Annotated in this window: 18 protein-coding genes; 6 read left to right on the top strand and 12 right to left on the bottom strand. The window is 69.5% G+C overall.

The genetic code is table 11. The features are described 5' to 3' along the window. Window positions 1–294: 294 nt before the first annotated feature. The 6 genes from ACZ68L_RS21255 to ACZ68L_RS21230 form a co-directional block, all read right to left on the bottom strand. The gene (locus tag ACZ68L_RS21255; protein WP_469579142.1) at window positions 295–666 is read right to left on the bottom strand and encodes a hypothetical protein; all 372 of its coding nucleotides are present in this window, start codon (window positions 664–666) and stop codon (window positions 295–297) included. A gap of 152 nt (window positions 667–818) precedes the next feature. Beyond that, the gene (locus ACZ68L_RS21250; RefSeq protein ID WP_469579140.1) at window positions 819–1028 is read right to left on the bottom strand and encodes a hypothetical protein; all 210 of its coding nucleotides are present in this window, start codon (window positions 1026–1028) and stop codon (window positions 819–821) included. A 17-nt stretch (window positions 1029–1045) separates the two neighbouring features. Then, window positions 1046–1168: a hypothetical protein gene (locus ACZ68L_RS21245; RefSeq protein WP_469579139.1), complete on the bottom strand. Its 123-nt coding sequence runs from the start codon at window positions 1166–1168 to the stop codon at window positions 1046–1048. Between the two features lie 78 nt (window positions 1169–1246). Further along, window positions 1247–1642 (bottom strand): hypothetical protein, encoded by a 396-nt coding sequence (locus ACZ68L_RS21240; protein ID WP_469579137.1) that lies wholly within the window; start codon window positions 1640–1642, stop codon window positions 1247–1249. Next, a complete protein-coding gene (locus ACZ68L_RS21235; protein WP_469579135.1) occupies window positions 1639–3150 on the bottom strand; it encodes a hypothetical protein in 1512 nt (503 codons plus the stop codon). The genes ACZ68L_RS21240 and ACZ68L_RS21235 overlap by 4 nt, the downstream gene beginning before the upstream one ends. 36 nt (window positions 3151–3186) lie before the next feature. Continuing rightward, window positions 3187–3648 carry a hypothetical protein gene (locus ACZ68L_RS21230; RefSeq protein WP_469579132.1) on the bottom strand — a complete coding sequence of 154 codons (462 nt, stop codon included), beginning with the start codon at window positions 3646–3648 and terminating at the stop codon, window positions 3187–3189. Window positions 3649–3847: 199 nt separating this feature from the next. On the opposite strand from ACZ68L_RS21230, the gene ACZ68L_RS21225 reads away from it, so the two are divergent. The 6 genes from ACZ68L_RS21225 to ACZ68L_RS21200 all read left to right on the top strand — a co-directional run bounded on the left by ACZ68L_RS21225 (window position 3848) and on the right by ACZ68L_RS21200 (window position 8125). Then, window positions 3848–4156 carry a hypothetical protein gene (locus ACZ68L_RS21225; RefSeq protein ID WP_469579130.1) on the top strand — a complete coding sequence of 103 codons (309 nt, stop codon included), beginning with the start codon at window positions 3848–3850 and terminating at the stop codon, window positions 4154–4156. Window positions 4157–4299: 143 nt separating this feature from the next. Next, the gene (locus ACZ68L_RS21220) at window positions 4300–4623 is read left to right on the top strand and encodes a DUF6233 domain-containing protein (protein WP_469579129.1); all 324 of its coding nucleotides are present in this window, start codon (window positions 4300–4302) and stop codon (window positions 4621–4623) included. A gap of 118 nt (window positions 4624–4741) precedes the next feature. Continuing rightward, window positions 4742–5662, top strand: coding sequence for a hypothetical protein (locus ACZ68L_RS21215; RefSeq protein ID WP_469579128.1), 921 nt, complete (start codon window positions 4742–4744; stop codon window positions 5660–5662). Next, complete coding sequence (locus ACZ68L_RS21210; RefSeq protein ID WP_469579126.1) at window positions 5659–6225, top strand: AAA family ATPase; 567 nt, start codon at window positions 5659–5661, stop codon at window positions 6223–6225. Before ACZ68L_RS21215 ends, ACZ68L_RS21210 begins: the two co-directional genes overlap by 4 nt. An 8-nt stretch (window positions 6226–6233) precedes the next feature. Beyond that, window positions 6234–7691 carry an ASCH domain-containing protein gene (locus tag ACZ68L_RS21205; RefSeq protein ID WP_469579125.1) on the top strand — a complete coding sequence of 486 codons (1458 nt, stop codon included), beginning with the start codon at window positions 6234–6236 and terminating at the stop codon, window positions 7689–7691. Further along, on the top strand, window positions 7688–8125 hold the full coding sequence (locus ACZ68L_RS21200) for a low molecular weight protein-tyrosine-phosphatase (protein WP_469579123.1): 438 nt from the start codon (window positions 7688–7690) through the stop codon (window positions 8123–8125). Before ACZ68L_RS21205 ends, ACZ68L_RS21200 begins: the two co-directional genes overlap by 4 nt. Before the next feature lie 577 nt (window positions 8126–8702). Here ACZ68L_RS21200 and ACZ68L_RS21195 read toward each other — a convergent pair. From ACZ68L_RS21195 to ACZ68L_RS21170, 6 genes are all read right to left on the bottom strand, one after another. After that, on the bottom strand, window positions 8703–9446 hold the full coding sequence (locus tag ACZ68L_RS21195; RefSeq protein WP_469579121.1) for a hypothetical protein: 744 nt from the start codon (window positions 9444–9446) through the stop codon (window positions 8703–8705). Between the two features lie 95 nt (window positions 9447–9541). Then, on the bottom strand, window positions 9542–9697 hold the full coding sequence (locus ACZ68L_RS21190) for a hypothetical protein (protein WP_469579119.1): 156 nt from the start codon (window positions 9695–9697) through the stop codon (window positions 9542–9544). A gap of 2 nt (window positions 9698–9699) precedes the next feature. Further along, a complete protein-coding gene (locus tag ACZ68L_RS21185) occupies window positions 9700–10500 on the bottom strand; it encodes a DUF6011 domain-containing protein (RefSeq protein ID WP_469579118.1) in 801 nt (266 codons plus the stop codon). After that, window positions 10497–10673: a hypothetical protein gene (locus tag ACZ68L_RS21180; protein ID WP_469579117.1), complete on the bottom strand. Its 177-nt coding sequence runs from the start codon at window positions 10671–10673 to the stop codon at window positions 10497–10499. The genes ACZ68L_RS21185 and ACZ68L_RS21180 overlap by 4 nt, the downstream gene beginning before the upstream one ends. Next, window positions 10666–11235: a hypothetical protein gene (locus ACZ68L_RS21175; RefSeq protein WP_469579115.1), complete on the bottom strand. Its 570-nt coding sequence runs from the start codon at window positions 11233–11235 to the stop codon at window positions 10666–10668. The genes ACZ68L_RS21180 and ACZ68L_RS21175 overlap by 8 nt, the downstream gene beginning before the upstream one ends. Continuing rightward, window positions 11232–11717 carry a hypothetical protein gene (locus tag ACZ68L_RS21170; RefSeq protein ID WP_469579113.1) on the bottom strand — a complete coding sequence of 162 codons (486 nt, stop codon included), beginning with the start codon at window positions 11715–11717 and terminating at the stop codon, window positions 11232–11234. Before ACZ68L_RS21170 ends, ACZ68L_RS21175 begins: the two co-directional genes overlap by 4 nt. Window positions 11718–11739 lie beyond the last annotated feature (22 nt).

Genomic DNA, 11739 nt, shown 5'->3' with positions numbered 1-11739 from the left:
GTGGAGCCTCAAGAACTCCCATCATTGCAGGTCACAAGGCACTTCCTCGTTTTCCTAGCCGCTATCCACAAGGCGCTGGCCGGTGGATCAAGGCTAAGGCCGAGGCCCCGCCCGAACATCGCACCCCGCGCGAGAGGGTGACCGCATGGCCTTCCTCGGCGAGCTGATCTAATCGTTCTGCGCGACATCGCACGCGGCATCGACAACGCCCTCGACCGCTGGGGGTTCTGACGCGCGACATGCAATGTGAAGCGCCCCGGCTGGCTGCCGGGGGCGCTTGGGGGTGTCAGGCTGCTAGCTGTCCTGCTCCAGCAGCCACTCGCCGAGGTCCTTCAGCGCGTCTCGGGCGATCATCAGAACTCCGAGCACGCCAGCCGCTCGCGCCTCGATGTACTCCTCCTGGACCAGGAGGCCGAAGAGATCGGCAGCGGCCAGCCAGCTGATCGCGGCGGTGTAGAGCTGCGCCTGCTGGTCCTCGGGCATCGGCTGCTCATCGGCCAGCTGCTCGATCCGGCGCACGGCCGGGATCATGTCCAGGTTGGTCACGATGCCCTTCGGCAGTGCGATCGGGAGCGGCAGCATCGCGCAGCAGGCGACCAGGCCGCCGTAGGCGCTGGTCAGCCGCTCGGCCGCCGCGTTCATCATCTCGTCTTCGTGGTCGGACATGGTGTCCGCCTTTCTGTTGTGGGTGGTGGGTTCGGGTTCGCGGCCCGTTCCCTCTTGGGCTCTATTGTGACCCATTGATGCATCGAATTGCAACATCTTTGGGGAAGGAAACGGCCCCAATCCGCAAAGGGATCAGGGCCGTTGACAACCACCTACCTACGACGCCACCCCGACAGCCGGTCATCCGGACCGACCAGGGCCGACAGCCGCATACCGGGCAGCTCCGACAGCTTCGCTTCAACCGCCTCAGCGATCTCCGCCGCCGGATACCGCGTCGGCTCCGCCGCATCGGGCGCGTCTGCAACCACCTCAGCCTGGTCACCGAACAGCAGCAGGACCTTGACGTTCACTCGACTACTCATGGCGGCATCCTCTCCAGTCAGGGCTTAGGCGTGGTGGACGGGGCGGGCTGCTCGGCGCGCTCCTCCTCCGCGCGAGCGGCCTGGCTGGCTTCGTTCCACTCGCGCAGCTCGTCAATGCTCATGCTCTTCTGCAGTGCCATGATGCTGGCTCCTGTCTCTTCGTGGGACGGGTGATCCGGGGCGGCCGATGTCTTGGCGGATGGCGGCCGCCCCGGGGTCTACTGCGTGCGCTGCCGGGCCATCTCGGTACGGATGTCCTCGTGGGTGGCGCCGAGGTGGAGTGCCTGCTCCATCGCGTCCACGACGGCGCGCGGGTCTGTACGGGCGTCGGGCCCGCCGTGCTCCAGCACAGCTCGGGCCGCGTTCGCGACGGCAGTCTGCTTGTCCATGGGGGCTTCCTGTCTTGGTGTGGGCCGGACTGTCCGGCTCCCCTCACCACCCGTCTCACTCGGATGGATCGGGCGGCCGTCGTCGTCCGGGGCGGCGGCCGCTGCGGGTTCGGGGATGACGTGGACCTCTACGAGCGGTGCCGGGGGCTGCTCCTCGTTGGCCGGCGGGCCGTTGATGATGCGGCGGAGCCGGTCCCGGAGGCCCTTCTCGTCGTCGTGGGTCATGGGTGTACTCCGGGTGTGGTCGGCGTGGTGAGGGCGTCGCGGATGCGCTGGGCGCGGGCCTGCCCGATGCCGTACTCGGCCTTCAGCCCGCGCACCCCGGGCGCCTGGGTGCCGTACTCGGCGCGGGCCTGCTCGATCAGGGGGTCAGGGTCGGGTACGTCCTCGTCGGGTACCTCGGCGTGCACGACGGCGCGGGTACGGGGACCCGTGGCAGCGAGTACAGGCGTCGGCCGACGGATGCTGCGGCGGCAGACGAACGGGAGCAACCGGGCCCCGAGAGGTACAGCCGCAGGCGGCGCGGGTACCGGAACCGGAGCGTTCGGAGCGGCACCAGGTACAGGTACCTCGGGATGCGCCACGGCAGTGCTCGCGGGGTCGAGCCCCAGGCCAGGGCCGGGTACCTGCCGAGGTACCTCGGGCGCGGGCCGGTCGGGCGCGGGGGCCTCGGACGGCGCCGGATTCCCCGTGCGGGTGGCCACTCGCACCTGGGTCTCGGAGACGGGTACCCCGTACTCGGTGCACAGGGCGGCGAGCTCGGCTGGCGTCGCGTCGGGGTGCGCAGAGCGCACCTGGTGGACGGCCGCGAGCGGATCCATCCGGCGGAGCTGCGCCCCGGTGACACCCAGCGGAGTACTCGGGTACGGCTCGTCGGGTACGGCAGTACCCGTCCACGGCGAGGCCAGGGGTACGGTCGCGAGCTGCCCGGAGGTACGGCGGGCGGCGAGCTGCTGCAGCAGCTGGTGGCGCTGCTCGCCGTTGGTTCCGGCACCGGAGCGGGCGACGGCGGCCGCGAGACGACGCCGACGGCTCGGCCCGAACAGTCCGCCGGGGCGAAGTTCGAGGAGCGTGGCCAGGCGTACAGCGCGAGTGGTTGCCCGGTCGCGGGTGATCTGTTCCGCGGTACGGTCCCGGGTCGCGAGACCGAGCCGGGACAGCAGCCGTTCCCGCAGCTCCCGACCAATGATCGCGGGGAGCCCGGTGGACAGAGCGCCGGGACGGACGACGCGGATCTCCAGGCCCATGGCGAGGTGCCAGAGCAGACCGGCCGCCACAGGCCCGAACGCAGCCCGGACGGTGCCGCCGAGCAGACCGGACTCGGAATAGGCCGGGACGATCTGAATGCCGGTGATGCACCAGACGAGGACTCCGGGGATGCCTGCGGTTCCGGCGGCGTCGTCGGTGGCGGTCGCGGCCTTCGTGGCGCGGGCCATGACGGCGCAGGCGAGCAGGGCGAGCTCCCCGGCTGCGAACATGACCGCGCGTTCGGTGGTGTCGCTCATGCCGAGGCGGTGCTCGGCGAACCGCCAGCTCGTGTCGCCGCTGTACGCGGTGCAGACGACGGCACCGAGACCGGCGACGAGGACGGATCCGGGCGGGAGCCTGAGCTGCGGTACGGCGCGGACGAGGAGCCAGGCGAGCGTGATGGTGGTGGCCAGTATGGCCGCGGTGATGACGGCAGTCGGCCAGGGGTGGTCGACCGCCCAGGCGATGAGCGGGTGGGTGAACACGATGCTCCTCCGGGAGCGCTGAAGGCGTCCGGCCGGTCAGGTGGTCCGCGAGCGAGCGGCGTTGCTGCCGTCGGCTGCGGCTTCGACGTCGGCCCGGTGGTCGTCCCGACGGCGCAGCGCACGGTTCTGCTCGTAGTCGGCGGCGGCCCGCCGGTGGAGTTCGGCAACGCGCTCGGCTTGGGTCGTCTCTCGGCCGGCCTTCGCGCGGAGGAGCAGGGCGTACTCGCCGCGGCTGATGGTCCGGTCGTCCACGCGCGGCATGTACCGAAGCAGGAGCTGCTCCGCGGCGTTGGCCTCTGCGGTGTCGAAGCCGTACTCGTCACTGGCGACCCGGAGGGCGAAGGCGAGGCGGGTGACCTCGCGCATGTCCTGATGGGGGCGGGCAGTGCTCAGCCGGTCGGCGATGCTGATAAGCAGACGGCGGGTGCTGGTGTCGAGCGCGGCCTGGGATCGGCGTAGGGCTTCATCGAGGTGGGTGGGGTCGATACCCTCGGACATGGTCATTCCTCCTGGTTGAGACAGGCGGATGGCTGGCCCCGACCGGAGTTGCACCTCTGGTCGGGGCCGTGTTGTTGGAGCGAGATCGACGAGAGAGCCCGACCTCACGAGCCAAACCCTAGGGCTTGCTCAAGGGGTGACGCAAGCCCTAGGGTTTGTGGTGTCCGGTCGCGCTCTCGGGCAGGAAGGGGAGCCCGGCATGGCGGAACAACCCGAGGAGGTGAAGAGGCTGTTGGAAGCTCTTGCGGCTTTCGAGGCCATCGAAGACCCGGCGAAGCGCACCACCGCCGTCTCGCAGGCGCTGCGGGACTGGCCCTCGTATCACGCGCGACTGCGCGAGTTGCGGCAGGCCAGCGTGCGGGAGCTGCGAGACGAGCAGCGGAAGACGTGGCCGGAGATCGCCAGCATCATCGGCGAGGTGACGCCGGAGCGCGCGCAGCAGATCGGCAAGGGGCTACGCGGGAGTAAGCGCCCGCCGAAGAAGATCGACGATGCGTCCGCGGAGTAGGTGCGGTCGAGCGGTGCGGCGAGGCGAGGGGTCGGCCGTCCGGTAATTCGTGGCGGCCGAGTGGATGCGCTCGCCCCGCCCCCGTTCTCTTGCCAGTGGGTGGGGGTCTCGTACTGCCTGGCGGCAGCCGTACACTCGAACACATGAACGAACAGGTTTCGCGGCTGGAGCTGCTCCGCTTCTTGGAGCGTGTCCAGGAGCAGGACCTGGCGCGTACCCGCCGCTGGCTGAAGGAAGAGGAAGGGCGCCAGGCCGTACGTCGCCCCTCGGCTCCGCCTCCGGACTGGGTGGTCGAGCAAGGCATCGGCGCAGGCCATCGCGTGATCGGCATCCACCAAGGCTTCTGCCTATCGTCCGGCGCACGGGTCAAGGCCGTCTCTCGCGATCAGGCGATGAGCCTGATCGTCGAAGATGCCGCCTTGGCCTGCGATCTCTGTCGGCCGGATACCGCGCTCGGGCTGCTGTGATTCAAGCGTTGACGCTCAGCTGAACGAGCTGTCGCAAGGCTGGGTATTTTCTGGTCCAACTACTGGGCAAATACTGGGCGTTGTGCTGCACTGAGGTTCTCGCACCGATGAAAGGGGCGTGAACCTGATGGTGACCACGGTCGAGAGATCCGACCTCGTGGCCCTGCAAGCATCATCCGACCTGGCCAAAGAGCTGAGGGGACTCCTGCGCAAGGGGCTCCCGCCGGGTCCTGGTGGCAACTGGCCACGACTCGGCGCGCTGGCGAGCGTGAGCGCACGAGCAGGCACCGACACCAGCCCGGCCGGCCGAGCCGAAGCGCTGGACGGTGTTCTACGTCGAGTGCTCGGGCGGATCGAACCGGAGGGGCTCCGAGACTCAGCGAAGGCGCTGTTCGGCCTGACGCCCGCCGGCCCCGGCCTGACGTTGACCCTCCGACGAGAGGTTGCGGCGAAGGCTGCGGGGCGGGAGGTCAACCACTTCCGCAAGCGGGTGGAACCCCAAATCCTCACGGCGCTGGCCCACGCGCTGGAACGGGACGCTGCCTCCCAGACGAAACCGTGGGCGAGCGCACCCCCTGTGCGACCGGCGAGGCGTCGACGGAGCCTTCCGCCCGACGTTTTCGCCTGGGAGGCAGCCGAGCACGAAGAAGCCCTTACTCGGCTGTGGGCCTGCGTGTATGCCCTACGGGCTGAGCTGCTGGCGGTCGAGCGCCTGGCCAGCATGGGCGACCCCGGCGATGCCACGGCGGACGCTGCACTGTGGCGCTACGGCCACCTGCAGGCCCAGGCCCGCCGCTACCGGTCCGCGTACGGCGGTGAGCTCTTGCCGGATGGAGCAGCCCCGCATGACCTCGCGGAACTGGCGGGCTGGACCCCCACGCTGTCGCCGACGGAGACCCTGCTCGTCGCTGACGCGTCGTCGGCCCCGAGCCCCGGCCTTTTCACGAAGGCCGTCCACGCAGCCGGAGGCGGCGACCTGGTGATCGCCTGGCGGACCGCCCTGACCACCGACCCCGACGACGAGGAGACGATCTCATGAGCACCCCACACGACAGCCCCGAGGCGACAGCCCGCCGCTACGTCATAACGGGCGGCCCCAGCGCCGGTAAGGAGGCGCTGTTCGAAGCGGTCACGGCTGCGGGTCTTCCCGCCACTGACGGCGAGCCGGCGAGGGAGATCTACCGCCGTCACCGCGAGCGCCTGGGCCGCCACCTGGAGGTCGGCGACCGCCGCGACTACTCCCGCGAGGTGCTGCAGGCCTTCGTCGACGAGTACTGCGCCCACAAGACCGGGCCGCGGTTCTACAACCGGGGCATCCCCGACGGCTACGGCTGGGACAGGTTCTTTGGCCTCTCCCCGTACCCGGAGCTGGAAGAGGCCACCCGTATCTACCGGTATGACGTCGTGTTCGTCCTGGACCCGCTGACCAATTTCGAGGACGAGAGCGACGTCGTGTTCGCCAAGGACCGCGAGATCCGGCGTGTCCACGAACTGATCGTGCAGGGCTACTACGACGCCGGTTACGAGCCGCTGTTCGTGCCCGCCGACGACGCCACCAGCCGCTTGGACTTCATCCGCGCCAACATCCGCCCGCCCCTGTAGGGAGAATCATGTCCGCGCACACAGCACCGACCCTGGTCTCGCCCAACAGCGTCCTCGCGAATGCCCTCCTGCGCACCATCGACATGATCCGACCCCGCGTGCAGGCGATGCGCCCCCAGCGCATTGAGTTCGTCGTCGGCACTCAGATCAACGGGGCCCCGCACCTCGGCACGAACCTCGTCCAGGCGTCCGCGTTCCTCCTCGCTCAGCAGGCCCGGCGTACGTTCCGCACGGACACCGCGGTGAAGTTCGGCGCGCTGGACAACGCCCCTCACGACATCGTCCTCGACCCCGAAACCCACCATGCCTACCAGCAGACGTACTTCCACGCGCTCGGAAAGGACGGGGTCGCCACTCTGATAGATGGCTACTACCGGCCCTTCTTCGACTCCCTGTCGGACGCCACCGATGTCGAGTACGCCACTGAGACGTACAGCGACCAGCAGGCCAGCCCCGCCTTCCGGGCCGAGTTCCTTCGCACCCTGGAGGTTCTGGACGACCTCCGGTGGTGGCTGAACCCGTCCACGGGCGTCGTCCACACCCGGCTGCCCTGCCCCACCTGCGGGTGGGCTGAGAAGCGGGCCGAGCGCACGCGCCTGGTCCGGCTCGACGGCGACGGCGCGGTGTTCTCTGCGATCTGCCACGACCACGGCCCGTACGAGCTGTGTATCGACCCCATGGACGGCGGCTACCTGGACCTGGCCACTCTGTACCGGAACGTGGTGAAGGAGCGGGCCTTCACTCGGAACACGAGCACCCTGCACGTCATGCTTAAGGGCGGCGACTGGGCGTTCGGCTGCCAACTCGTTGACGGAGCGCTCGCCGAGCTCGGAACCCCGGCCCGTGCCATGCCGGTTCGGATCTTCACCCCCCAGGTGCTTTCCGACACCGGCGGCAAACTCTCGAAGTCCCTGATCCGGGCGGCCGGAAAGATCACCGATTTCCCCGGCGTCGAGCCGTGGATGCTTGCCACCACCGAGTGGCCGGGCACCACTGACCAGTACGTGGATGCCCTCCTCTGGATGGTCAGCCACCTGCTCACCGACCCCAAGCACTTCTTCCGCAGTTTCACCTCACAGGAGTTAGGACGTCTCATGGCCTCGCGCCCTCCCCGCCTCGCCACGACCCCCCGCGCCCGGGACATGCCGATCTACAAGCAGTACTACGACCTCATCGCTAACGGGTCCAAGACGATCGAGGTCCGTGTGGCCTACACGTCCATGCAGCGCATCAAGGCGGGTGACCAGATCCGCTTCACGTGCCGCAACGAGGCGACGCTCACCCGAGTGAAGCGGGTCAGCAGGTACAGCTCCTTCACCGAGATGTTCGACCACGAGAACGCTGCGGCGATCAACCCGACGACCACCCCCGAAGAGCAGTTGCGCGCGATCCGGGACATCTTCCCGGCCGAGAAGGAAGCGCTGGGGGTCCTGGCCATCGAGGTTGAGAAAGTCGAGTCGCGGTGAGCGCCCGGCCCCGCCGCATCTTGACGGTGTGCATGGGCTGTCACTGCCGGGCCCCGCTCGCGGCCGCCGTACTGGCCAAGCAAGGCGGCGACGGAGTCGAAGTCCGGTCCGCCGGCATCCGCGACTGGCACGTAGGCCGCGCCGCCCATCCCGTCATGATCGAGGTCGCCGCCGAACACGGCTACGACCTGAGGGGTCACCGCGGGGCCCAGGTCAGCGGGGACCTCCTCGCCTGGGCGGATGTCGTCCTCGCGATGGACGCCCGAGTCCTGGGTGCCTTGCAGGAGCTCTCCGGCACGAACCCCGGACCGGAGCTCGTTCTCTACCTCGGCGATCGGGACGTCCCCGACCCGTGGGAGAAGCCCCGTGATGCGTTCGCCGACTGCGTGACCGCCGTCGAAGCCGGAGCGCACCGACACCTGACATCCACGTAGACGGCTGCGGGCGCCCGTGACGCCAGCCTGATTGCTCCGATATGGCCATCGCCCTGCTGGGTCGATGGCCATATCGCTGAGCGGGCGCCGTGGCTCAGATACAGATCGCGCAGATGATCACTTGATCAGAATCTGTCAATAACGCTCAGCGCGGGGTGAGTTGACGCCGACCGCCTAGAGTCTGATCGAGTGGACGTCTGCTCTGCCAGCAACCCCTCTGGTCCGATCGGCCGGAGGGGAGATCCTCCTCCGGCCGTTTGAGCGGAGGTAAGTGTGCAGAGAGACGAAGCGCCGGACTATGCAGAACTGAGCTTCTACGTCAGCCTCGTCGAGTTGGCCCTCGACCTGGTGACTCGGCTCTTCAGCTAGTCCGGCGTCCGCCGAAGGGGCGAGGGGCTGTCTCCCATGGGGGGCGGCCCCTCGTGCTGTGCGCCTCCTACAGCGCTGTCGTCAACTTAGCCCACGGATCATTTCTTACTTGTCAAAGCCGCGAACATGGCAATTGCCCCTGGCATATGCAGAATGCCTAGAAGGGCGGGTTTCGTCGTGAGCATGTAACGGGGGCCTGGGGATCTCCTCACCGTGTCCAGGTTCGTCCGCAGCTGGTGCACCGTGCGGTCGGCGCGGCCCCGCCACCACCGTGGAGGTCGAGGGCGCCGTCGCAGAGTGGGCAGGGTTCTGCGAGGCGGGTCTGGCCGTCGCCGATGTCGAGGGCGCGCTCGACGAGACGCGCGGACACCGCGGCGACGATGTCGATGCGGTGCTGCTCCTCGTCGGTGAGAGGGCGCCAGGGGCCGCGGATGCCTTGGGTGCGGGCGAGGAGCCAGAGTGCGGCGAGCGGTGCGGTGCGCTGCCCGGTGTACCGCCACCGGCGCGGGTCCTTGGACTGTCGGAGGGCGAGCTGGTTGCGGCGGGTGTCGTCGCCCTGGGCCGTGCGACGGGCGCGCGGGTCTGACGGCCATGACCGGCGGGCGGGGGCTGGGGTGATCGGTGCGTGCTGTACGGCGGCCGCGGTCTGGTCGGCGAGCTCGATGAGGCCGGCCTCGACGGTGAGCATGGCGTCGAGGACGTTCAGGTCGAGAGGTGCGGGGGTGTGACCGAGTTGGTCAGCTGAGCGTTCCAGCTTGCGAAGGGCGGCGGCGCGGTAGCTGGCGGCCTCGCGTTCCTCGGCGTCCTGCTGGCGGGCGGACAGGATGGCGATGCCCATGGTGGGGGGCCAGGTGGTGGTGCGGGTGGTGAGTGCGTCGGTGAGGTCGCGCCAGTGGTGGGCGACGGTGAAGAGGTGGCGTTCGGTGGTGTGGGCGTCGGTGGTGGTGGTCATCGGGCGCTCCGGTGTGCGGTGGGGCGTAGCCTGGTGATCACCTGGGGGCGCACCCGGTCTTGGCGGACGGTGGGTGCGCCCCTACTGCATGCCGGTCAGTCGTCCAATGCGACGAACGTGGCGACGCCGAGCCAGGTGAGGACGGCGGCGATGATGCCGACGATGGCGGCGGCCTGGCTGTCGGCGGTCCACCAGTAGGTGGTTCCGGCGGAAGCGCCGCCGAGGGTGAGGCCGAGCAGGAAGAGCGGCATCGTCAGGCCCCCCGCTCGCTGGCCGTGTCGCAGTCGCCGGTGTCACAGCGGGTGCCGGTCTCGGCGGAGGCGGTGTGGACGTGCGCGCCGTCGTCGATTGTGGCCTGGCGGATGGCATCCCTGGCTGCGGTCTTGCCGAACTTTCGGCCGGTGTCAGTGATCGGGTCGGTGTGGCCGGCTGCGCGGCGGCAGTCCGGGCGGGCGAGGTGGTAGCGCGGCACGGTGTACTCGTCCTCGCCCGGGGCCAGCACCGGACCGGTCCAGGTGTGTCCCTCGCCGGTGATCGGCTCTCCGCAGTGGGCGCAGGGACGCGGGCGGCCGTCAATGTCGCTGATCCACCCGGCGCAGACGGCAGCGACCTGGACCAGCTCGGCGCGCAGCTTCGCGTGGTCGCGTTCGGCGAAGGCCTCGGCGACCTCTTCGGCGAGGATGTCGGCCCATGTGCCGTAGCCGGAACCGAAGGCGTCCTGGCACCAGCGGCGGGCCCGGTTGGCGTCGTCCTGCTGGCTCTTGTTGCCGGTGCCGTCGAGGTGGTGCTGATCGCCCCACTTCGCCAGCTGCGCCTGGCGCTCGCCGTCGACGGTGCGGGCGAACCGGAGCAGGCCAGGGGTGGCGAAGCGGAGCGGGTGATAGGTCGGATTGGGCTGGCCCACGTGGTGCTCCTCGAAGGTGAGTTGGTCGGGTCCGGCGGGGCGGCGGCCGCGGGGTGGGTGGAACTTCTCGGCGCAGACGGGGCCGATGCCGGCCGCCCTCGACTCGGGGTCGAGGAGCGGCCGACCGCAGACCCCGCAGGTGTTCGTCATGTGGCGAGGGATCCCGTCCAGGTGGCGAGCTCCTCGGCGGTGGCGGCGTGCGCCTGGACGAGGTGCTCGCGTTCGCTGAGCAGGTCCTGGAGTGCGACCCAGCAGTCGACGGGGTCGGCGGTGGGCGGAAGTGCCCTGATTTCGACAAGGCGCTCTCTGCTGAGCTCAGGCACCGGCGGTCTCCCGGTCGCGGTGGGCCGCGCGCTGGTCGGCCTTGCACAGCCCGCAGTACGCCCTGCCGTCCGCCTCGTACTTGCCGTGCACGGCCTGGTCGTGGCCGTGAGGGCAGGTCGGCCGCCGTACAGGTCGGCCGGTGAGATAGCGCAGCTGCTCGCGCGTCTTCTGTCGGCCGGGGGCATCGTCGACGTGCTCGGGGGCGACGCAGTGGTTGAAGCCGCACTCTGCGTAGGCGTAGCCCTCGGGGGCACGGCCGGTGCGCAGACGGAAGGCGACAGCCGCCGCAGTGTGGCACTCGCCCTTGTACCGGAGGATCGGCGTACCGGCGGTGGACCCGCGCTCGCCGGTCCATTCGAGGTGACCTCCGTCAACCTGCTTGGTCTTGCTCGCCCACTTCTCGTCGAGGGTGAGGGGCTGGGGCCGGTAGGCGGGGAGACCAAGGGTGCGGCGGATACCAGCGACGCGGTGCTTGTCGACGCCGAGAGCGCGCACGACCGCCTGATTGGACAACGTGCCCTTGCAGAGGAGGGCGGCAATCTCGTCGTTGGTGGCGTTCATCGGCGGTCATCCTTCGCCGTGTCGACGACGGCTGCGATGGGCTGCTCATCGTCGTGGGTCAGGCGCCAGCGCTGCGCGGTACGGTCCCATTCGATGTGCTGGTCGCCGCAGGGGTTGCTGATGTGCCCGTCCGGCTCGACGTGGAACAGTTCACCGGCGTCGATGAGGGCGTTGAGTCCTTCGACGGCGCGCTCCCAGGGGCCGGCGGGCGGGAGACCGAGCGAGGCGCGGGCCGCGGTGGGGTACGAGCCGGTGGCGTCGAGCAGCTGCTCAGCGAGGCGGCGGGTGATGCGCCGTTCCTGGGCGAGGGAGTCCTCGGCGGTGTTGCGGGCGCGGATGGTGTCGAGGTGCGCGTCGATCTCGTCGCTGACGTTGCGGCGGGCGGCGCCGAGCCTGAGTTCGGTAAGGAAGAGGCTGCGGATCGTGCGGAGGTGTGCGTCGATCTCGTCGCGGAGGCGGCGGTGGGTGGTGAGTCCGAACATGGTGGTTGCTCCTGGCGGTGTT

The sequence above is a fragment of the Streptomyces sp. NPDC104309 genome (assembly GCF_055584025.1).
Note: the sequence above shows the minus strand (reverse complement) of the source record. Positions and strands in the feature narration are given on the sequence as shown.

What these genes read in the sequence shown, in the direction of transcription:
- ACZ68L_RS21255 (WP_469579142.1), bottom strand. Translation starts at nt 666, where the DNA reads ATGTCCGACCACGAAGACGAGATGATGAACGCGGCGGCCGAGCGGCTG.
- ACZ68L_RS21250 (WP_469579140.1), bottom strand. Translation starts at nt 1,028, where the DNA reads ATGAGTAGTCGAGTGAACGTCAAGGTCCTGCTGCTGTTCGGTGACCAG.
- ACZ68L_RS21245 (WP_469579139.1), bottom strand. Translation starts at nt 1,168, where the DNA reads ATGGCACTGCAGAAGAGCATGAGCATTGACGAGCTGCGCGAGTGGAAC.
- ACZ68L_RS21240 (WP_469579137.1), bottom strand. Translation starts at nt 1,642, where the DNA reads ATGACCCACGACGACGAGAAGGGCCTCCGGGACCGGCTCCGCCGCATC.
- ACZ68L_RS21230 (WP_469579132.1), bottom strand. Translation starts at nt 3,648, where the DNA reads ATGTCCGAGGGTATCGACCCCACCCACCTCGATGAAGCCCTACGCCGA.
- ACZ68L_RS21225 (WP_469579130.1), top strand. Translation starts at nt 3,848, where the DNA reads ATGGCGGAACAACCCGAGGAGGTGAAGAGGCTGTTGGAAGCTCTTGCG.
- ACZ68L_RS21220 (WP_469579129.1), top strand. Translation starts at nt 4,300, where the DNA reads ATGAACGAACAGGTTTCGCGGCTGGAGCTGCTCCGCTTCTTGGAGCGT.
- ACZ68L_RS21210 (WP_469579126.1), top strand. Translation starts at nt 5,659, where the DNA reads ATGAGCACCCCACACGACAGCCCCGAGGCGACAGCCCGCCGCTACGTC.
- ACZ68L_RS21205 (WP_469579125.1), top strand. Translation starts at nt 6,234, where the DNA reads ATGTCCGCGCACACAGCACCGACCCTGGTCTCGCCCAACAGCGTCCTC.
- ACZ68L_RS21195 (WP_469579121.1), bottom strand. Translation starts at nt 9,446, where the DNA reads ATGACCACCACCACCGACGCCCACACCACCGAACGCCACCTCTTCACC.
- ACZ68L_RS21190 (WP_469579119.1), bottom strand. Translation starts at nt 9,697, where the DNA reads ATGCCGCTCTTCCTGCTCGGCCTCACCCTCGGCGGCGCTTCCGCCGGA.
- ACZ68L_RS21185 (WP_469579118.1), bottom strand. Translation starts at nt 10,500, where the DNA reads ATGACGAACACCTGCGGGGTCTGCGGTCGGCCGCTCCTCGACCCCGAG.
- ACZ68L_RS21175 (WP_469579115.1), bottom strand. Translation starts at nt 11,235, where the DNA reads ATGAACGCCACCAACGACGAGATTGCCGCCCTCCTCTGCAAGGGCACG.
- ACZ68L_RS21170 (WP_469579113.1), bottom strand. Translation starts at nt 11,717, where the DNA reads ATGTTCGGACTCACCACCCACCGCCGCCTCCGCGACGAGATCGACGCA.